Raw genomic sequence first — 21,086 nt, forward strand, 5'->3', positions numbered from 1 at the left:
TACGGCATGGCATGCAATTACTTGTTCCCCAATGGTCGTGTCGACAGAAAAATAGAGCCATAGCTAAAAGGACAGGGGGATGATGGATTAGCGGATTCGGACAAAATGGTGTTGATGGAACCTATCAATTCATAAGGTTAACTGGATATAGAATAACCTATCCAGTTAACTCTATGAACAATTTCATTCCCCTTTTCTTTCCACAACCGCGTCAAATCACGTTTTTTTATCAAAATCCCCTCTTTCCAAGAAGAGAATTAGGATCTTCACAGCTCCAAATCCGCTCCTGATTTTTGAATGATCTCGATGTTTTATCAGGAGTGTTTCACATTGTAAACTTATGAAGATAGTCATTGGCGAATAGATGAAATTTTTACGGAGTGTTTCGATAGCTGGTTACCCTTCCTGTATTGGAGCGATCATCAACTCCCATCCCTTTCATTCATAGACGCAAAGGAATTCGTTGAAAAATGGATCATGTATAGTATCTATTGCTTGTAACGATGATCCAAAGAACAAAAAATGACGATGTTAGAATCCCGACAAGCGCCAGCTCGATTGCCCCCTTTTTAACCATTTACTTCGAACTTCTTCCTGCAAAATAATCAATCCACTCCACTTTTTTGATCCGTTGAGCGGGTTTTGTCCGTTATGGTGAAGCTTTCCCCTATAATCAATAGCGGTCGCGTCATCCGCTCCATCCCTCCATCCTCGATGATTTAGACGTATTCCTCTTCCCTCTCGCTTTTATTTTTTGCCTGACATAAAATATCCATAAACATAGGCTTGCCCATTGGCGAGCCTCATCCACTCTCAGTCATGACCTTCTTCCTTTTTCACGATATAGTTGAACATCATCACTTGAAAAGAGGTTTGGAGGCTTTGTGTGCCGGCTTTACACCCTATGTTCCATGATATGAAAGAGGCCTTTTCTCTCCGTTTTCTTCGCCCGATATAAGGCCTGATCGGCTTTCTCCAGAAAACCACTTATCGATCGGATCCTAAGAGTTATGGTATTCTGATTACAAAGATAAAAATAAATCCAAAGCCCAATCGAAAGGAGCAAAAGAAACATGGATGATAGCAAAGAATATTGCCCGTTTTGCGGGGCTGATTTGCAAGGACCACCGATCCCGAAAGAAATCCAGCATCATTACGGCGCTACTCATGGATCCAGAAAAATTGGTATTTACAGTCGGGAAGAAGATCGTGTCATCAAATGGAAATGTCCGGATTGCGGAAAGGAATGGGAGCGGGAGTAGTAAAGAACAAGGATGTAAAGATTCTCCTTTTTATCTTTTAAAAATAGAAAAAGAAAAACCCTCTTAGTGTTTATAAGGAAACGATTCATGGTTCTTACGTTCTCCTAGTGGAAAATCAAGGTAATTGAGAACCCAGAGCTAATATGCCAAACTTGATATAAAATTTTATTTTGTTTGTTTTGAATGTCTAAAATTTATTTTATAAAATATTCATAAACTTATCACTCATAACACTAATACTTGTTGAGAAATTTTTAAATGAAAGGAGAGTTAACTTTGATTTTTTTGTCAAATAAGCCCGATAAAACCGGTTTTTACATTAATCAGACAACCAAGGTTAGAGTACATAAGTTAACAAAAGAAGGAGTAGAAGTGACAACACGTTCAAAAGTTAATAAATTGGGATTTATTCCTTATTCTAACTTAACAAGTACTGCTAACTTATATGAGGGTAAAGGCCTTTACGTTTATTATCTCGGCTATAATGAACGCTACCTCTATTTTGCAGAAGAAGGAGCAATGGTGTTTCAAGACGTTTTGCAAACAACCATCCACTGAAATCAACATCCTTACCGATAATTGTTAAGCAATTTCTAGAAGCAAAGGCTACCAAATATTATATTGTTAAAGTGGAAAAGTAAGTAAGAATGGTACATTAATTATTCTAACCAGTGATTTGTTATATCTTAATCATCTCTATACAATTAAGAATTTTTCACAAGATTCTTGAGTTTAACTGGGTATATTTATAACCTACCCAGTTAAACCTATGAACAAATTCATAACATTTATCCCCCAAGAGCCGCTTCAAATTAATGTTATGGAGATTAAAAAACCACCCTTCCAAGCCAGGAATTAGTATCTCATAGCTCCTAATTCATACCCATTTTGCGAATGAAAATTAACTTGAATTTGGTGCAAAAAAAACTAATACTACAAATTTGTTAGAGATACATATTTATTTAAATGGCTTTTAACTTTTTACAAAATCCCGTACCGAAAACCTCTACTTTTTACAAACCTGTTAGTGGCAATTAAGAATTGTAGTGTTTGGCAATTAAGGATATGCATAATTTATTGCATATTCACCGCTTTACATGGAGTGGCGGGTATGATAGGCTTATATGCCTTGCAAAGTCCTGTGGCTAGCCCCCTTTGCCAGAAAGCATGCCCGCAGAGGCTCCATGTCAAGCGACAACAGGTATGAAATTTTATACAGATCATTAAATATTCTTATTTGCCATTTCATGCATTTTTTAATTGCCAAAAACACCTAGATCGGCTTTTTCAATCTTTCATGCTAATCGTATTAATATTAACTTAATTGTAGCATCTTTTTCCTGTTCTTAAAGAATTATTCAAGGAAGAAGGCTATTCAAAGTTTGACACAGTTGATATACACATTGAAAACTAGTTTAAAACTTCAAAAACAAAAGGTATTGATTCCTATGGAACCGATATGGAAAGGAGTGGATAACGGTTGATTAACGAAAAAGAACTGCTTTAGGCTAGAGATTAAGGAAAAAGCCGATAAAGTGCGGTATCGGTTTGCGAAAAAAGGGATAGCGGATATATTTAAAATTGCGGATGATATCGCTATCCTAATCTGTCAACCTTACTCGTCCGCCAAATTGTCGGCCTTGACCCGCAAGCATTGATAATTTTGAAGAAATGAAAAGTTATTATGAAAAGAAGAGATTTGGATGTATTGAGATATCAGAGCGGGAAATTCCTACGGGTAGCGTAGATGTCACCTGAGCAGTTTTCTAAATGAGTTTTACAAATAATTGAGTTTTCATCAACAGAGGAACAAGTTATCGCTAACCAATCACTCAGCTTTTGTTGTTTTTTTGTAAGAAAAAAGTGCGGGGTATTACATATATAAATTCTGTTATATTGAATAAAAACTCAATCAAATTCTCGCTATTAAAGGCTTAATCCAGAGCCTCTGCAACTGTGATTCTTTTGCTAAGCAGCCATCTGTAGCAGATTGGGCCAAACCTAAACACGTTGACCATGGAGGCCGCCTCTTTGCCCAAATAGCCTTCCATGACCAGGCGAACCGCTATCACCCGTTGGCGAAGAAGGGTGTTTTTGATTTTCCGTACCTGTTTGCGAAGTGTCCGAGGTGTCCGTCCGTGATCGTTGGTGATTTTGAGACGTTTCATGCAGAATTCCGCTTCTTTCCCATACTTTTCCTTAGAAGCAGTATAACCGGAGTGAGTACCACTTATACAAACGTTAACTTTTCAATGAGCATATATATACGATTTCAAGCAGTTCTGGAGTTTGCTATACTGAAGGTCTTTGTATGCTTTTTTAATTTGAATATATTGCTTCTTGAATTTATTAAAATCTAATTCGTTAAAAGTAATCATATTGCTATTGTTATCAAAATTTCTTTTTCTCATTTCTTTTATAAACCAACTAATAATTTGTCTTTCGATATTAATTTTATAGTAATCGGGAAATGCCTTATCAAATAAAGTTTCTAGTAATAAAAGTGGATAATGAATTAAAAAACCAATCTTCGAACCATTGTTATAGAAGAAGTCATCTAAATATTTTTTACTTTGTCCTTTATATGCTGAGAGCAGGCTAATCTTATTTCATATTTAAGCTGTCGCGTAAACTCCATGATGTTTACTTTCCTTTCTAATAGTTTTAATAGTAAAAAGCATTGCTGTTCTTGTTTTAGTTAAAAAGAAATACCCTCAACTCTTTAGCGTTTATTTCCATAAAAGATTTGGAATATAAAGTTGAGATTGAATTACTGATTTGTTCCGCTCACATCTATCTCAAAAATATCTTCAAACTGTAAGTAACATCTGGACTGTTGGAACTATCTCTATACCTAGTTTAACCATATGTTCACGCAATTCACTATCAACTTTTTCCAAACAAGCAATGCATAAAAACTCCTTTGCACGGCTAAACGCCACATATCCCACGCGGCAAGTATCCTGTTTATCTGCCAATCTAGTCTCCACATCTGTTTCAAGCCATTTCATTAATTCTTTTTTGTTTCCGGCAATAACTAGAACAGCATCTGCCTGAAGACCTTTGGATTTATGAATAGTTAAGTGGTAATCTTCAGTTTTTTGCAAATTAAATCTTATTTGTAATTCAGAATTAATTTTTTTATAAACTCTTCAGCAATTCTATCTGGTTTATGCTGAATCTTGTTATGAATTGTCTCGTAAGGATCCCCCTTAAATATTACTTTTATATAATCAATCAAACTTTTGCTGCTTATAAACGGATTTTGCTTAATTATATCTATTACACTTAAACAAAGCATTCTATATTGCAAATCGTCAATCCCCATATAACTAATAATATTATTCTGATTTGTATTTAAGAGCTTAGTAATAAAATGTGAAGCTTCTTCAATGAACTTAGGCAGGTTTGATTCGTGGCTCTCTTTTTGTATTAATCCATATTCATTTTCAACTTTTGTATAGGTATCTCCCTTAAATCCAAGAAAAAAACGCGATTTAGGTTTATTCCTGCAATACTTTTGGTCATTGCAGAGACGGTTAAATTCTTCAATTATCTTTCTAATATCTTGCGCGTCAATAAAAACAACTTTATTTTGGGAGTCAATTTCTTCATTGCTTTTTACTTGCTTTAAGGAAGTATGAAATTTGTTTAAAAAATCAATAATGGTAATACTAGAACGATGATTGTTGTATAAAAACTTTTTTTCAATCATTTTAGACTGCATAGCCTTATAAATTGGCCGCTTATTTAGCGGCGTTTTAGGACCGTTATTTCGAAAAGTCATAATACTTTGTTCAGGATCCCCTACAAAATACATTTTTGTTTTTTGTTGTTTCCGAATACTCTCGAAAATTTCATATTGTCCAGAATCGATATCCTGAAATTCATCAACAAATAGATATTGCAATCTTTCAGAAACAAGGACTCTTACCTTTTCATAGTCTTTCATTAAATTCTTAGACAAACTAATTATTTTTTCATAAGGAACAACGCCCTTTTTTACAATTTGGCTTTTTATAATATGTTCTTCTTTCTTATCTTTGGCATTTACATTTACTTCTTTATATATTGGGTTATTCGGCAACACTCCATATATACTTCCGAATGGTTTAAGTATAAAACGGATCAAAAAACTATGTATTGTCCCAATAAATACATTTTGTGGTATTTCTACCTTCTTTAATAAGCGCTCCTTGATTTCGTCGGTTGCTGTGTTTGTATATGTTATAACCGCAAGAAATCTGTGAGATTCCAGTGATGGAAGACTTTCGAAAATTTTTTCAACCAAATAATGAGTTTTTCCTGCACCCGGACCTGCAATGACTAACATCGGCTTTAACTTTTGGGACATCCTTCATTACCCCTCTAGGAAATCAAATGCTCTTCTTATGTACTCAGGCAGATTAAACGAGACTGCTTCCCCTTGTTTCAGTCCTTTTAATTCTTCATGAAGGTTAAAAGCAAATTCTGATTTATAATCTTCAATTAATGTAAAAAAACTGTCGATATCCAATGTTCCATCTCCTATTTCTTCTTCATATTCAGCACCTTTTTGGCTTCTGGTCTGCTTCAAGGCTCTCAGTAAAATTTGCTTCCCTTCTCCTATTTTGTTTGCTTCTATAAGTTCTTTTTCAAAAGTTTCTTTGTTAATTTCTACTTTGATATAATCATTTTCATATTCTTTCTTGAGTTTTTCTGCACGTTCTTTGGTTTTGGTTCCTAAATCTCCATCTGTTAAAACAACACATTTTATAAAATAGCCATTTCTTATTATTTCTAGGAAATGGCTAAAAGCAACGCCATTTACATTTACTATGTTGCACCCTACGCGCTCTAAGGTTTTGCCTGTATGTAATTCAAATAACTTAGGAATAAGTATTTGTTCGGCAATACCTTCTACAAGGATAACTTTTCGGGCAAAAAACATATTTGACTTTGTTGCGTCCAAGTATTTTTCAAGATATCGGCGATGATTTTTGCCTTTTTTATCGCTTTGAAAGCCATGAGTTATGTAATGTGCCTTAATTTCATTATTTTCTTTATATAAAATAGCAATGTTATCTAAATTTAATGAACTAGTAATATGTGATGAATGAGAAGTCAATATAATTTGTAAGTCATCTCTGTCACTATTTATACTTTCGATATTCGTTGCAAGATGCATTTGTAAGTGAGGATGCAAATGTGCTTCCGGCTCTTCAATTCCTACAACTCGAAAACAGATATCTTCTGAAATTTTATACTCAGCTAAATGAGAAAGAATGAGGGAAATATATAACAAATTATTTCTTCCCAGTCCGTTTCGTTCGATTGTAATAGGGTCTTGTCCATAGATTAAACTTAATTTTTTCAGCAACTCCCCTGTCTCGGGCGATGAGAAATGAAAATCAATATTGTTATACCCTTCTTTTTCTTGTAAGGAAAGTTTATTTAACTGACTGACTAGCGTTTCTTTAATATCCTTTAATCGAGGATTATTTTGCATTTTCTCATCCAAACTGCTTAAAACTTCTTTGATATCTTCATATGCTCCTTCACTTTTGTAATTTAAAATTTTGTATAACAGTTTAGACTCTCCGTTGGCAATTAGTTCGCGCTTAGAATCACGCAAAGCATCTAGTAATTCAAACTTTAACATTCTCAGAAAATACGGATCGCAGCGATTTGTTACATCATTACCCCCATAAATTGTATATTCATATTGTTTTATCGGAAATTCTATCAGTTTTACAAGATAGTCCGGATTTTCAATTCCTTTTTCCTTTCTGATTTTATCTATTAGTTCTCTTTGTTCTTTTACCCACTCTTTTCGATCAAAACCGCTTCTGGGTTTAAAAATATAGGTTAATCGTGCTTTTTCCAATGAGGTATCACAAAACCAATCTCCAACTACTGACAGTTGTTTTTTATTCATGCTTTCAAGGATAATTTGGATTTCGACTTCGGGAAATTCAACGTTCTCTGGCTTAATTGAAGTGTTCAATACATCGTATTTAAATTTTTTCCTGCTTTCATAGTTTATATCTTCCAGTTCAAGCATTCTTTTTTTGAACACAGTAATATCTTGACTTAAAATTAATCCTATTGAATCAAGCAAATTCGTTTTGCCTACATTATTTTCGCCAATAATAGCAGTAAATTTATTCAACTTCATTTTAAAAGGTTTGTTTCCAAAGTTACGGTAATTTTTAATCGAAATCTTGGAAATATACATTTCTGTCCTCCAAAAATTCAATAAACTCACATTTTTAATTTACCATAAAAAGGCGAATTAATTAATATAGAATATAGAAGATTGCCATCTTTCTTTAGGGATGGTTGTCGTAATCCTTTAAAATTCCGCTTCACCTCTTGATAATTTTAACAAAAAGCAGAAAATCTCTATGCCAAGTCCTTCCTCGCTCCGGATTGCGTAAACCGCGTTGATCGAAGCGAATACCGAGGATACGTCATCGATCAACCGTTCGAAATAGCTTCTTCATCGTTCAGTTTGTTTGTTTAGAAAGTGAGAAGATGAAAATGAGGAATGGTTGCATAAAATTGACCGGCTTTATAAAACTTTAACATAATCAAAACGAAAAATTACCAAGCAACGCCGTCTTTCATCCCCCGACTGAAACCGTGAGCTTTCAGACGGCTTTCTTTGTAATCCAAGGCCAAAACATGAAGGTGATGAAAGCATAAAATCTTACTAAATTCGATATATTTTCAGTATAAGCAATGATTTCTTTCGGATAAAAGAGCAGCTCATTTCTATCCAGTTTCTTTTTAATAGAGCTTCATAGTCTCACAACTAATGATTTGATCGCTACAGGAGTAAATGAGGAAGGATATCGGGAAATTCTTGACCCGCAAATCGGAAACAGTGAATCGGAGTCGAGCCGGAGCGAGTTCTTCGAATGGCTGAAAGATCGGGGACTCCGGGGAGTGGACTTGATCATCGGGCTAGTGCAAGCCATTGAAAAGCATTCCCAAGGCGCTACATGGCAACGATGCCAGACATATTTTATTCGCAATATCCTCGATGCCGCACCAAAGTATATGCGGGATGGCTTTTGCTCGAGAAGATTCGTGGGATTCTTCATGCTCCAAATAAGCAAACGGCTCAGCTGTTATTCTGTTGTTATTGGAACAAGTGCCGGCCAAATGGGAAGAAAAAGCCCCAAAAGCCATGCAAATCCTCGAAGAGGGATTCGAAGGCGCCACCGCCGTATTGGACTATCCGAACCGTTATCGTCGGCGTCTGTGTACGACCAACGGAGTAGAAACAGGAGAACGGGTCATCCGCATCTTTCCTGGAAATCGGTGTATCGCCTCGTTGGCGCCGTGTTGATTGAAATCGATGAAAAACGGATGTCGTAAAGCCAGTTCTAAGGGTGGACAAGGCTGGGTTAAATAAAGTTTTTTCGTAATTAAATTACTTAATTTAAAAGGAGAAGATCGTCCAAGACCGAAATGGAGCTTATCGCCTTTAAACCAGTGGCAGCGGGCAGACATTCTCCATTTGGCTTGTGAATCGTAAAGACTGTTTCGAGAAGCGGTACGATCCACCAATACCATTGTTTTGCAACACCCTCGAATAGTTAGAACATTTAATTCTACTTCTCTCCTACATAATTTTCTATCTTTATAATTTTCTAGACAAATAAGAACACATGTGCTAATATATATTATAAATTAGCAACTTATTTTTTATCTACAATTATCATTTTTTTGTACAAATTATCAAAATTTATCCTCGATTATTAAGTTAACTTACTATTTTATCATTTTTTTATCGTTTCACTTTATATTATGTTAACTTATTATTTTCCCGAAATATCAAGAGCTCTTCCCTCAAGTGCCCATAAAATCAATTATCCGGAACTTGTTAACCTAATTTTTTGCGTCTATCAATTTTAAACGAATTATCATTGTGGTTTACCGATTATCATTGGTCGTTGATGATCAACTGGAGGTGTTTTTTTATGTTGTTTCGACAAGCCATTGATGAATTTCTTTTGTATTTGCAAATTGAAAAAACTATTCACTTAACACCACACCGTTGATGGTTATGCGTATGATTTGAGATGTTTCGAGAACTTCTTAGTTCAACATGGTTATTCTGTACAACTTCATGACATTACAAAAACGCATGTTCGTCGCTTCATCCAGCATCAGATGACAAAAGAACATGTCAAGCCTCGAACGATCTATCGGAGAGATACTCCTAAAACGGATAGTAAATTAACCACTACGGGTATGCGAAGATCTGAAATTGTTGAACTGCTTGTGGAACAAAAGAAAAAAGGAGTGGTTACACCCCTCCCTTCCATGGTCATTCCCTTTCATTTTCATGATTTGCATTTATGTTAAGATCTCAGGTTTAACAGACTGAACTGCCTCAAACATTGGCTGACTTCTACCAAAGTAGTGAAAGTGAATAGGAATTGAGATCAAGAGGTTTTTTATGATTTAAAACTTTTTTTGCATTGCAAGAACAGTTTCCAATATTACATTTACTCCCTTTTCACAATCTTCCCAAGTGGTAAGTTCATCTTCACTATGGCTCTTTCCATTGATGCTTGGAACAAAAACCATGGCAGTTGGTATATAGCTAGCTATGAATTGAGCATCATGCCCCGCACCGCTAACCATTCTTCTATATGAATAGCCTAATGCTTTTGTAGATTGTTCTAACAGATCGCAGATTTGACGATTAAACCAAACCGTATCTCGATCCCATAATTTTTTTGTTGTGACTTCACATCCTTCTTTGAAAGATGAATGTGCAAGTCCTTGAATAATTTCCTCCACTTGCTTGATAATGGCTGGATCTTTATGTCTAGCTTCCAGTGAAAAGACCACTTTATTTGGAATAACCGTGTGTATATTAGGAAATACGTTCATTCTTCCAACGGTATACACCAATTCATTATCAAGAACACTCATTTTTTGCCTTATTTCAGTTATTAAGTTGTTTGCTGTAAAGAGAGCATCTCTTCTCATGTCCATCGGAGTAGTTCCGGCATGGTCAGATTCCCCAGTGACTTCAATCTCATAGCACACCATTCCAACTACACATTCAACGATACCAATAGAGCATGATTCTCTCTCAAGAATTGGACCTTGTTCAATATGCAATTCTAAAAAAGCAGTGGCTTCTTTCAAACGTGCCTCTTCTTTACCTGCATAACCAATGGATTTTAATGCTTCTTCAAAAGTAATACCATCAGCATCTGTTTTTTGTAACATGATAGATTTTTCAAATTTACCTGAAAGAACTCCAGATGCCATCAATGAAGGTTCGAATCTAGCGCCTTCTTCATTTGTAAAATTAACAATCGTAAGTGGAATTCGCGGTTTAATATTATTTTCTAATAAAGTTCGTACCACTTCTAAGCCAGCAACCACTCCTAAGACTCCATCAAACCGTCCGCCATTTTTTACAGTATCTAAATGCGAACCTATCACTATTGGCGGCTTGTTTTCAATCCCTTCTAAAGTAGCATAAATATTCCCCATATCATCGATCTTTATGGACATACCTAATTCTTTGCAGCAAGAACAAAAATAATCTCGAGCCAATCTATCCTCTTCAGACAATGATAAACGTGTTACTCCATTGTTTTCTGTACGTCCAAAATTTGCAAATTGTTCAAGCGTATTTTTTAGCCTCTCACCATTAATTAATAGTTTTTGTTGTTTCATAATGTGTATTCCCCTTTCAAACAATTTAGTAACCCTATACAATATATTTGTGACCGTCTTATACTTACTAACCAGGAAAGCTATTTCCTATAGTTTTTAGACCAAGTCTCTTGGAAGTAAAGGTTAATAGCTTCCATTACCGCGGTTTCGTTAAAGCCCCTAGCTCGTATCCATTTACCTTTGATGAGTTTCTAAGGCTTTTTTCTTCAGATCATCTAACAAAGCTGCAACAGAGTCGATATGAGGAGCTTTACAGCTCCCCCCCTAACTGAAAACACCATATAACATCAGATGAATATGAGAATCAATAAATCCAAGAAGGTTTGAACCAACCCCCTATGATACGGTTGCTTTTTACAGCTACAGATTCGACCATTGAATTCTTTTGATCTACTGTAATAACTTCCCTGTTCATAAATATCCACCAAAAGACGTAAATGGTAGCGCTATCAACAAATTTTTAATTTTAATTCTGTGGATTATTTTATTGATGACTATATTGTATCAATGATATAAATCACTTTCATTTAACAAAAAGTAAAATATTTCTAAATCGACATCTTACATTAAGTATAAAATGGTGTCGCAAAACTTACATAAGGATGCAGCAGTAAGAAGGAATTAGGCAAGTTAGAGGATTATTTTCTGGATGGAACAAAAATCGAAGTCACCACCAACACTTTTTCTCGGTTTTATCTTGAGCAAAAGTCCTTTTAGATAGAGCAAAAAGTGTGATACGAATGAATCCTACATTAATAGCAAACCGAATATAAAAAAACACGCGTCAAAATTTATGCGTGTTTTTTTATGAACCAATTACTCCATTATTATTCAGTTTCCTCTAATTTATCCATAACCGCTTTTACGATATGTTCAGCAGTTAACCCATAAAATTCTTTCAAATAATCCGTTTTTCCAACTTGACCGAATTGCTCGCGGACACCAATGCGGTACATTGACACTGGGTAAGTTTCCATAAGTGTTTCTGCGACTGCGCTGCCTAAACCACCAATGACATTATGATTTTCAGCTGTGATGATAAAGCCTGTTTTTTCTGCCGCGTATATCAATAGATTTTGATCAATCGGCTTGATCGAGTACATGTCGATCACCATTGCTTCTATTCCTTTATTCGCTAACAGATCGGATGCTTTCAATGCTTCTTCTACCATAATTCCCGATGCGACGATGGCAACATCTTTTCCATCCCGTAATAGCTTTCCTTTACCTTTTGGGAATTGTTCTGAACTTGAATATAATCGCTTCGCTTTTTTACGGATGGTGCGAATATAATGAATTCCGTATTCTCCATATATTTGTTTAAGAAGTGCTTTAAACATGGTGCTATCGCTTGCTTCATAAACGGTTGCGTTCGGAATAAGTCTCATGAGTCCAAGATCTTCAAAAGCCATATGTGTCCCGCCGTTATGTTCGGCAGTAACCCCTGCGTCTGAACCAATGATTTTCACGTTCAATCTTGCGTATGCACATGACACAAACAGTTGGTCAAATGCTCTTCTTGTCGCAAATTGTGCAAATGTATGCACAAAAGGAATTTTTCCAGTTAATGAGAAACCAGCGGCAACCCCCATCATATGCGCTTCCATAATTCCGCAGTTGATGATCTGATTGGGAATAAGCGGTTGTATTTTATTCGTCGAGATAGAACTCATTAAATCCGCTTCTAATGCGATGACGCTTGGATCGTTTTGTGCGAGCTCTAAAATGGTCTCAGCATAGACTTGACGCATTTCTTTTTCATCTAATCCAAATTGTAAAGGTGTTGTACTCATACGTTCACTTCCTCTGATGAACATTTCTGCTCTAGTTCAAGGATCGCTTCCTCAATCGCTTTTTGATCTTCTGCTGATGGTCGTATATGGTGGTTATCTTCTTTCTGTTCTAAATAAGGAACACCTTGACCTTTGATCGTGTCGAGAATAATAGCAACTGGTTTTTTTGATTGTTTTTTACCTTCAAGTATAGCTGCTTCAATTTCTTCCAAACTAGCGCCATTTACTCTGCACGTCCAAAACCCAAAGGAACGGAACTTTTCAACAAAATCTATCGGATCACATATATCCTTTGTCCAGCCGTCAAGCTGCTTTTTATTGTCATCAACAAAAACAAATAGTCGGTGAAGCTTATGATGAGCGGCAAATTGAATGGCTTCCCAACATTGACCTTCATTTAATTCTCCATCACCCACAATTGTATAAGTATAGGATGGAATATTTGATAATTTTTGTGATAAAGCTATTCCAACAGCGACTGAAATACCTTGACCGAGAGATCCAGTTGTCATTTCTACACCAGGGGTTAAATTTCGATCGGGATGAGATGGAAGCTTTGTGCCGTTTTGATTTAATGTGTAGAGCATTTCGTATGGGAAAAATCCTTTTATGGCCAACGCCGCATAGAGCGCTGGCCCGCCATGTCCTTTTGATAAAACGAAGCGATCACGATGCTCATCATTCATCTGTCCTGGAGAAATATTCATGATTTTTCCGTATAAAACTGCAAGTACTTCTACGATCGAAAGACTCCCTCCATAATGGCCAAATCCTAAGTGATTTAATTGTTTTAACGTCCACAGTCTGATTTTGTCTCTGAATCGTTCTAGGTCATTCATTTTTTATAGCCTATAGCCTCCTTAATGATGGTTATCTCGTGGCGGGGGTTGCAAACAAAAGTTTTTTGTTGTATTCATCGAGAACAATCAGGCATTTGTAGAATTATCAATAGAAACATTTTTTTTACCGCGAGCGAAATATAGGATAACAGGAATTAAAACAGCGGCAATGACTGCGATTGTGATTCCGGTTGAGCTGAAATAATTCGCAATATAGCCCAATACGATTCCTGAAACTCCAAAGTCTGAATCAGAGAAGGTTGTGTTAGCAAATCCTAAGTCCCCTAATACTGGCATTAAGAATACTGGTAAGAATGTAATTAACAATCCATTGGCAAATGAACCGATTGTTGCACCTCGTATTCCACCAGTTGCGTTTCCGAAAACTCCTGCAGTTGCACCAGTAAAGAAATGTGGAACAACACCTGGTAAAATAATAACTGCGCCAACAGCACTTAGGATAATCATACCAACGATCCCGCCTAAGAAGCTGCAGAAAAATCCGATTAATACTGCATTTGGTGCATATGGGAATACAATTGGGCAATCAAGAGCTGGTTTTGCATTTGGTACAAGCTTATTTGAAATCCCTTTGAACGCAGGAACGATTTCTGCTAACACGAGGCGAACTCCTGATAAGATAATAAATACTCCAGCGGCAAATGTAATCGCTTGAATGACTGAATATACAATAAAGTGTTTTCCGCCGCTTAAGTTTTCTTCAATATAGTCTGGTCCTGCTATAACTGCAACGATTATATAGAGAATGGTCATTGTTAATGAGATGCTAATCGAACTATCTCTTAAAAAGCCAAGTCCTTTTGGGAAATTAATTTTTTCTGTTGAACGTGAATTTTTACCAACAAGACTTCCAATAACACCAGATAATGCATAGCCAAGTGTACTGAAATGTCCAAATCCTACTTGATCATTACCAGTAATTTTTCTCATAAATGGTTGAGCAATTGCAGGGAAAATCGCCATAATTAATCCAAGCGCTAAAGAGCCAACTAGGACAAGTTGGAATCCCTTTAGTCCGGCGACGACTAAAATGACTGCGATCATACACGCCATATATAAAGTGTGATGCCCAGTTAAGAAAATGTATTTTAAGTTTGTAAAACGGGCGACTAAAATATTGGCAAGCATTCCAAAAAACATGATGAGGGCTGTTGATGATCCGTATTCTGATAAGGCCATAGCAACGATTGCTTCGTTATTCGGCACGACACCATTCACATCGAACGCTTTCTGAAACATTTTACCGAAAGGATCTAATGAACTAACTAAGATACCGGCACCTGCAGAAATAACGATAAAGCCTAAAAATGATTTTGTAGTTCCTTTAATGACGTCGCTAGCAGATTTTTTCTGAATTAATAATCCTATCAATGCAATTACTGAAACTAATACAGCGGGCTCACTTAAAATATCCATGATAAGCTTTAGTATTTCTTTCCCCATCTAAAGCCCTCCTTATAAAATTCCTAATTCCTCCAATTTTTGTTTTAGTTTATTCATAATTTCTTCTTGATCGATAATACTCTCTAATACTATCCTGTCTCCTAAATGGCTTGCACCTTCAGCGATATCTTTTGCCATTACGAACAAATCAGCCATATCGCTCGTTGCTGAACTGAGATCACAATGCTCGACTTCAATGTTGTCGACTCCTAATTCTCTTAACGCTTGTTGAATATTCATTTCTAACATAAAGCTGCTTCCAAGACCTGAACCGCAAATTGCTAAAATTTTCAAAATCATAACCCCCTTAAAAGTAATAGTTAAATTACAGAGACTTCACTTTTGTGTAGTTGTAAAGTTTTTCTAATCATAATGCTTTTTATGAGTGTGAAGTGCCTCTTTGATAGAGGAATTCGTTCTATTGTATTTTTGTGGATCACCTCCTTTAAAAATTTTTTTGTAAAATGCATACAGTAAAAGAAATGATTTAAGCAATTGAATATTTGTTGATTAAATTTAATAGCTCTTCTTTATTTTTGACTTCGAAAATCTCTTTAAGACTTTCTTTATTTCCTAATAGCTTAGTTAATTGGGCAAGAGCTTTTAAGTGTGTCGTATTATCGATGGCAGCAAGACAAATAAAGACTTTTACTGCATTTTTCTCTTCATTTAATAAGTAAGTGGGTTCTTCTATTTTTAAAAAGCTCATTCCTAATTTTTGAACTCCAAATTCTGGTCTTGCATGCGGAATCGCCAATTCTGGATGGATAATGAAATAAGGTCCGATCTTCTCCACGTTTTCAATCATCTTATCAATATAGGATTGTTTAATATATCCATTCTTTAGTAAAGGTTCTGCTGCTTTTGCGATGGCTTCTTTCCAATTTGAGATTCTTGTTTCGAATTGAATCATATCTTCCGTTAATAGTTCATTTAGCAATGGTTGTCTCCTCCTAATGTTTGTTCTGCTTGGTTGACCGTATAATGCGATCGTAATCTCTTCTTTTAATTTATTTGCATCCTTAACTACACAATATTTTTCGATAATTTTTATGATTTGATCTGGTGTTGGGTAAGGTGTTGAATGCGAAAATAGTTGCTGCATGACCGCATGATGAAGAAGCTTTTTTTCAGCTTCACTCATGATTGGTTTGACAATGAAAAACGTTTTGTTTGTTTGAATCGGAACGGTTGAGAAAACGATATCGTATTCTTGTTCGTCCATTTTTGAAAACGAATCCTTTGAAACGCATGAGATCCAGCGAAAATTTGGAAATAAAGAACATAAATATGTTTCAACCATTAAACTTGAGCTAATCCCATCAGGACAAACAATCACTGCGCGTATTTGGCTTCTTCCTTCAAACGCATTTTGTTCTAGTAGTGCACCAAAATGGAGTGTTAAAAATCCAATTTCATCTTCAGGAATATCGATGTTTAACATTTCTTGAATAGGCTTCATCACTTCAGATACAAAGTTGAACAATGTCGTATGCTCTTCTTTTATTTCATTTAACAATGGGTTAGTAATTGGTATTTTATAAAGCATGCGATAATATGCAGGTTTAAAATGAGTATAAAAAGATTCAATTGCTTTTTGTTTGTCTTTTATTTGAAAACAAGCATATCTTTCAAAATCATTGATAATTTTTTCAGTAATCGAAGTTAATAATTCTGTTGATGTCGGTGATAATTGACCTTGTGTAATACCTAAGAGCAAAATCGTTAAATAAGCAAGCTCTTCAGATCGTGTGCTTTCTCTTAATTCTCGCTGTATTGTTAATGCGACTGGATACATATCATGCTTTTTCAAAAACTCTTTCGTATCTGAGTGGATTTGTACCCACTTTTGCTGGTGCTGACGAATGTGGATCATTTGCAGCAAATAAATAAAGTCAAACATTCTTTCTTCAATAAACGTTAAGTTGAAGGCTTGTTCCATCTCTTTTAACTTTTTTTCATAAATATCAAACTTGTTTTGATAGTTATGCTGCGTAAAAAGATATTCAAGTATTTCGTGTTTGTGAGGGTGAGAAGAAAACATTGAGATACACTTAAGCATTAAGTTTCTTTTGTCTTCCTCAGATCCTTTTAAATGGAAGCCGCTTTCCCTCGTATATTTAATTTTCACTCTGAACTTTTCGCTGAAGTCATTTGCACGTTTGACATCGGTAGTCACTGTATTTTTACTAACATTCAATAAGAATTGATAATGTGCACTAGAAATGGATTCTTTTCTGATGAAGGTGTATAGCAACAAGACGAGAATGCGCTCATTTTCGTTAAAATGGAAATTTTTTGCGTTAATTCCTTTTGATTTTGTTTGATAGTCCTTCCAATATTTAATAACTTCATTCGGAATGATAAGTTCTGTTTGTTTTGTATCGATTTCTGGTAAATCATTCTGTCGCAACCAATAATTGATCTTTTCTAAATGATAGAAAAACTGTCTTGCACTCAAACTGTGAGTTTCTATAAAGATAGGATAAGACTTTGGCCGCGTTGACATGAGCAATTGAAGTAATTCGGAGCTTTTCTTATCAAGCATGAGGTAGTTCCCCCTTAGTTATAGTATAAGCGAAAGCGGATACAATACGATTACTCGTTTGTCACAATCTATGTTTTGTAGATGGAGTGGGATTGTGATAACCATAATATTAATCTGGGCCTTTGTATAAAAAAGTAATTGATAATCGGTATTACCGTATTTTTTGAAGACAGGGAACTATTTTGTAAATAGGTGTTGTGTTGAGAAAAGTTTATTAAGGAAATGGATCCATTTGATTGTATAGTTTTAACAAAATATAACCATTATTAAAAAATAAAGACGGATTATTTATGAAGGTTCAACTCCGCGAATTGATACTCCTAAAACGGATAGCAAATTACCGACTTATATGTCTTTGTCTGAACTACGAAATCTGTTCCATTTTTTGGAACAAGGCAATAGCCGAATGGCGATAAGAACCCATCTTCTATTTAAGCTGTTAGCCACCACGAGGATGCGAAGATGTGAAATGGTTGAACTCACTTGGGAACAAATTGATTTATCGAACAACACGATACGTATATATTATAAAAAATGCTTACTCTCCCTTCTTCATCCGATGGTTGTCCCTTTAATAAACAGCTATATGGAGAGTTTAAAGGAATATCAGTTCCCCCTTTCCAACCGGTATGTTTAAATAAAAACGGTAAAAAACTGAATCTGCATGGTTTACATAAGATACTTAAGGAAATCTTACAAAAGCTGGTCTGCCGCTTCAACGGTTCACACTCCATCGCTCGGATAGCCTCAACGGTATCCTCACTCAAGTCAACATTTTCGTCCCCCCTATTTCATGAATCAGATGTTGAAATTCGTTCTTTAATTTCTGCTTAGGCTAAATTAATTACCTACTCCCCTCATTTCAGTATCCTTCTTGTTTTTATTAGCTGACATGGAGAAAGTTACAACCAAAAATAAAAATGAATCCACATGTATATGATCATTTCTATATAATGGTAATGAATGAACTTTTTTTATTTCCTGTTTACCTTTTGCATACATAAACGTCTTTTCAATAGGGGGTCATACATGAATGATTTTGAGCTAGAAGAAAAGCTGTATGAGCAATTGGAGCGAGTGAAGGTTTATCTTTTAAAAACAGGAGCAAATCTTCAGGATGCTGAGGATGCTATTCAAGAAACGGTTTATAAATTTTTAACTTATATAGACTCCGTCAAAATTGAAAATGTAGAAAAGTGGCTTTTTCGTGTAGCAGTTAACCAATATTACGATTTATGCCGAAAACGTAACAGACAAAAAAATATTTCATTGAAATTCAATTACAAAGAGTTGTTTGAGGAATTCACTCCTGAAAAAGCAGTCCTTCAAAAGGAATTAGAAAAAGACATTTATACCCTCTTAGACCGACTCAAACCAAAATATGCGCAATTATTAATTTTAAAATACAGTATAGGATTAAAACTAACAGAAATTGCAGCTTTATATGATATGAAAGTAGATTCTGTAAAGACGATCATTCACAGAGCCCGAAAACAATTCATAGAGGAATACAGGAGGTATCATCATGAACGATGAGCATGAGTTTCTTCCAAAAGATCCAGATTTCCGAAAACTGGTTAAAAAAGCAAAAAGAAAGTCTACTTTAAGGACAGTTACCATATCTCTCATTATAAGCATAGTTGTTATTACCGCTTTTTACTATATTGGTAACTTCATTATAATCACTAAGGTTAATAAGGAAGTAAGAAGTGATGGATTATGGCATAGTATCCACGGTGCTAATATAGAAGCACAAGGAACAAGTATTCATTATTCGTTATTTTCAGCCACTACAAAAACAGAGTTTATCAAAAAAATAGATGGCATTCCTGTACCTTGGACGACTGTCGAGAAAGTGTATTCCCTCTTCGGTCTATCAAAAACGATCACTTCAGAAGGAGCAAGCGGAACGGGAAATGCAGATGAAAAAAGAATTCCGGTGTACTTTAATGGAGAAAGAGTCACTGAGTTTATTCATCCAAATGTCCACTCTTCTTTATTTGATGATAGAACCATAGTTTCCAACATGAATGATGATAAAGTAGTCGAATTAGCTCTTTCGTTTGATAAAGGCTATAAAGTAACTGATGTTCAAAAAATTTTCAAAGAAAATATCTCTTGGTTTTGGGTTAATACCTATAGTGAATCAGACATAAAAAAATATAATAACTTTATTAAAAAAACAGGAAAAGATTTTACTATTCTTGGTGATAATGCAGTGGGTTTTCATTATATCAATCAGCCAGAGAGCAAGTGGGGAGCGGAATACTTCATTCGTACCCTACAGGACCTTAAGCAGAACAATTCTTATAAAGATGTAGCCGATAAAATTATTCAAAACATCACGAATAATAACAAAGAAAAACTGTCAGCTGAAAACCTTGAAATTATTGGTGTAGTAATTACCGGAACGCCTAGCGAAATGAAAAAATTTAATCACGTGCCGTTTGTACGAGCCGCTTCTCTCGGAGTCACTACTGATAAATATTAAATGAAATAAAGGAGTGTTATTCATGTCCCCAAAGGAATTGCTTCTTTTTTCGATTTTTTTTCTACTTCTCCTATTTCTTAATATTTTTATTGTTAAGTATTCGGGTTCTACAGCCAAACGTTGGATCACTTCTGGACTAATCATCATGCTTTTGGGTAGCTTCCTAGTATTTTTTATCGGTGGTATTCTTTCCGGAATATACCTAGGAGATGGATTTGCAGGCGGAATGGCTGGAGTGACTTTTGGTATAGCAACCTTTATTAATGGAAGTATATTATTGATTAAGGGAATTCTCAAAAAGAGAAAGAAAGACCAGTCAGTGCATTAAGCCATTTCACAACACGGTGGATTAAATAAAAAATCCAGACATGAAACCTTTCGTCATGTCTGGATTTTTATTAATAAATTACCGAATGATATATTTATAACCCGTGGTGCTAGTTGAGTCTTAACGCTCAACTAGCCCAAGAACAACAAGCGAGTAAGTCAGTAAAATACCATCCAGTGCCGTTTCAAATCCAGAAACCGAGTTCGCTCGAATCTCGGTGATCCGATACGAATCGACTAAAATCGAAAACACGGTTTCCACCACTTTACGTTTTCGCTTCATCCACTGTTTCCATGCGTCCGATTGGCGAATTCGCTGATTTTTTCGAACGGGCGTCCAAAAAGCGACTCGGTGCTCTTCGTACAGCTTCTTTTGCAGCTTTTGGCTGATATACCCTTTGTCACCGAGGTTATACGGATGTGGAATTTGCGTCATGACGGTTTCAGCGGCCACCCGGTCGTGACAAGACGCTTCGGTGACAACATATCCCATCGGAAGCCCTTGGTCGGTGACCTGCAGGTGAAGTTTCCACCCATAGAAAGTGATCCTTTTGGAAGCACAATAGCCAATATCGGCAATTCCACGGAATCGTTTGACGCGATGCATTCGAGCTGAATGACACAGCTCGATCGGCAAGCTGTCCACGACCGCATACGCATGGTGTTGCC

At 35.7% G+C, this 21,086-nt stretch carries 17 protein-coding genes and 3 pseudogenes; 8 read left to right on the plus strand and 12 right to left on the minus strand.

What is annotated here, in order from left to right:
- Window positions 1-1,073 precede the first annotated feature (1,073 nt).
- Both DSM465_RS0110470 and DSM465_RS0110475 read left to right on the plus strand, forming a co-directional pair.
- Window positions 1,074-1,262, plus strand: a complete 189-nt coding sequence (locus DSM465_RS0110470) for a hypothetical protein (RefSeq protein WP_029761318.1) — start codon at window positions 1,074-1,076, stop codon at window positions 1,260-1,262.
- A 258-nt stretch (window positions 1,263-1,520) separates the two neighbouring features.
- Window positions 1,521-1,820: a hypothetical protein gene (locus tag DSM465_RS0110475; protein WP_152524569.1), complete on the plus strand. Its 300-nt coding sequence runs from the start codon at window positions 1,521-1,523 to the stop codon at window positions 1,818-1,820.
- A 2,252-nt stretch (window positions 1,821-4,072) separates the two neighbouring features.
- Here the strand turns inward: DSM465_RS0110475 and DSM465_RS0110485 are convergent.
- Genes DSM465_RS0110485 through DSM465_RS0110495 form a run of 3 tightly spaced genes read right to left on the minus strand, consistent with a single transcriptional unit; the run spans window position 4,073 to window position 7,479 of the window.
- The gene (locus DSM465_RS0110485; RefSeq protein WP_029761321.1) at window positions 4,073-4,369 is read right to left on the minus strand and encodes a 3'-5' exonuclease; all 297 of its coding nucleotides are present in this window, start codon (window positions 4,367-4,369) and stop codon (window positions 4,073-4,075) included.
- Window positions 4,370-4,377: 8 nt separating this feature from the next.
- Window positions 4,378-5,616, minus strand: a complete 1,239-nt coding sequence (locus DSM465_RS0110490) for a UvrD-helicase domain-containing protein (RefSeq protein ID WP_029761322.1) — start codon at window positions 5,614-5,616, stop codon at window positions 4,378-4,380.
- Between the two features lie 6 nt (window positions 5,617-5,622).
- Window positions 5,623-7,479 (minus strand): ATP-dependent nuclease, encoded by a 1,857-nt coding sequence (locus DSM465_RS0110495; RefSeq protein ID WP_029761323.1) that lies wholly within the window; start codon window positions 7,477-7,479, stop codon window positions 5,623-5,625.
- Between the two features lie 587 nt (window positions 7,480-8,066).
- Here DSM465_RS0110495 and DSM465_RS20370 point away from each other — a divergent pair.
- Window positions 8,067-8,624 (plus strand): annotated as a pseudogene (locus DSM465_RS20370) (transposase); the annotation flags it as partial.
- A gap of 96 nt (window positions 8,625-8,720) precedes the next feature.
- Here DSM465_RS20370 and DSM465_RS19895 read toward each other — a convergent pair.
- Window positions 8,721-8,822, minus strand: a pseudogene (locus DSM465_RS19895) (ISNCY family transposase); the annotation flags it as partial.
- Window positions 8,823-9,329: 507 nt separating this feature from the next.
- On the opposite strand from DSM465_RS19895, the gene DSM465_RS20165 reads away from it, so the two are divergent.
- Window positions 9,330-9,620 (plus strand): hypothetical protein, encoded by a 291-nt coding sequence (locus DSM465_RS20165; protein ID WP_317135447.1) that lies wholly within the window; start codon window positions 9,330-9,332, stop codon window positions 9,618-9,620.
- A gap of 99 nt (window positions 9,621-9,719) precedes the next feature.
- On the opposite strand, the gene DSM465_RS0110510 is transcribed toward DSM465_RS20165, so the two are convergent.
- From DSM465_RS0110510 to DSM465_RS0110535, 7 genes and pseudogenes are all read right to left on the minus strand, one after another.
- Window positions 9,720-10,955 carry a Zn-dependent hydrolase gene (locus DSM465_RS0110510; protein WP_029761324.1) on the minus strand — a complete coding sequence of 412 codons (1,236 nt, stop codon included), beginning with the start codon at window positions 10,953-10,955 and terminating at the stop codon, window positions 9,720-9,722.
- A gap of 131 nt (window positions 10,956-11,086) precedes the next feature.
- A pseudogene (locus DSM465_RS19900) lies at window positions 11,087-11,370 on the minus strand (amidohydrolase); the annotation flags it as partial.
- 412 nt (window positions 11,371-11,782) lie between these two features.
- Entirely contained in the window at window positions 11,783-12,748 is a 966-nt protein-coding gene (locus DSM465_RS0110515; protein WP_029761325.1) for a transketolase family protein, read from the minus strand.
- Complete coding sequence (locus DSM465_RS0110520) at window positions 12,745-13,587, minus strand: transketolase (RefSeq protein WP_029761326.1); 843 nt, start codon at window positions 13,585-13,587, stop codon at window positions 12,745-12,747. Before DSM465_RS0110520 ends, DSM465_RS0110515 begins: the two co-directional genes overlap by 4 nt.
- Window positions 13,588-13,674: 87 nt before the next feature.
- Window positions 13,675-15,051: a PTS ascorbate transporter subunit IIC gene (locus tag DSM465_RS0110525; RefSeq protein WP_035498437.1), complete on the minus strand. Its 1,377-nt coding sequence runs from the start codon at window positions 15,049-15,051 to the stop codon at window positions 13,675-13,677.
- A gap of 12 nt (window positions 15,052-15,063) precedes the next feature.
- Window positions 15,064-15,345, minus strand: coding sequence for a PTS sugar transporter subunit IIB (locus DSM465_RS0110530; protein WP_029761328.1), 282 nt, complete (start codon window positions 15,343-15,345; stop codon window positions 15,064-15,066).
- A 193-nt stretch (window positions 15,346-15,538) separates the two neighbouring features.
- A complete protein-coding gene (locus tag DSM465_RS0110535) occupies window positions 15,539-17,599 on the minus strand; it encodes a BglG family transcription antiterminator (protein WP_029761330.1) in 2,061 nt (686 codons plus the stop codon).
- 406 nt (window positions 17,600-18,005) lie between these two features.
- Here DSM465_RS0110535 and DSM465_RS19905 point away from each other — a divergent pair, with 406 nt between their 5' ends.
- From DSM465_RS19905 to DSM465_RS0110550, 4 genes are all read left to right on the plus strand, one after another.
- On the plus strand, window positions 18,006-18,236 hold the full coding sequence (locus DSM465_RS19905) for a tyrosine-type recombinase/integrase (protein WP_230459225.1): 231 nt from the start codon (window positions 18,006-18,008) through the stop codon (window positions 18,234-18,236).
- Between the two features lie 392 nt (window positions 18,237-18,628).
- Window positions 18,629-19,135: an RNA polymerase sigma factor gene (locus DSM465_RS0110540; protein ID WP_029761331.1), complete on the plus strand. Its 507-nt coding sequence runs from the start codon at window positions 18,629-18,631 to the stop codon at window positions 19,133-19,135.
- Window positions 19,125-20,090: an anti sigma factor C-terminal domain-containing protein gene (locus DSM465_RS0110545; protein ID WP_029761332.1), complete on the plus strand. Its 966-nt coding sequence runs from the start codon at window positions 19,125-19,127 to the stop codon at window positions 20,088-20,090. The genes DSM465_RS0110540 and DSM465_RS0110545 overlap by 11 nt, the downstream gene beginning before the upstream one ends.
- Before the next feature lie 22 nt (window positions 20,091-20,112).
- On the plus strand, window positions 20,113-20,418 hold the full coding sequence (locus tag DSM465_RS0110550; protein WP_051358528.1) for a hypothetical protein: 306 nt from the start codon (window positions 20,113-20,115) through the stop codon (window positions 20,416-20,418).
- Window positions 20,419-20,538: 120 nt separating this feature from the next.
- Here DSM465_RS0110550 and DSM465_RS0110555 read toward each other — a convergent pair.
- Window positions 20,539-21,086 (minus strand): IS982 family transposase (locus tag DSM465_RS0110555; RefSeq protein WP_029761334.1); only part of this gene is annotated, 548 nt, incomplete at its 5' end.

It is taken from the genome of Geobacillus thermodenitrificans subsp. thermodenitrificans DSM 465, assembly GCF_000496575.1.
Lineage (GTDB): Bacteria > Bacillota > Bacilli > Bacillales > Anoxybacillaceae > Geobacillus > Geobacillus thermodenitrificans.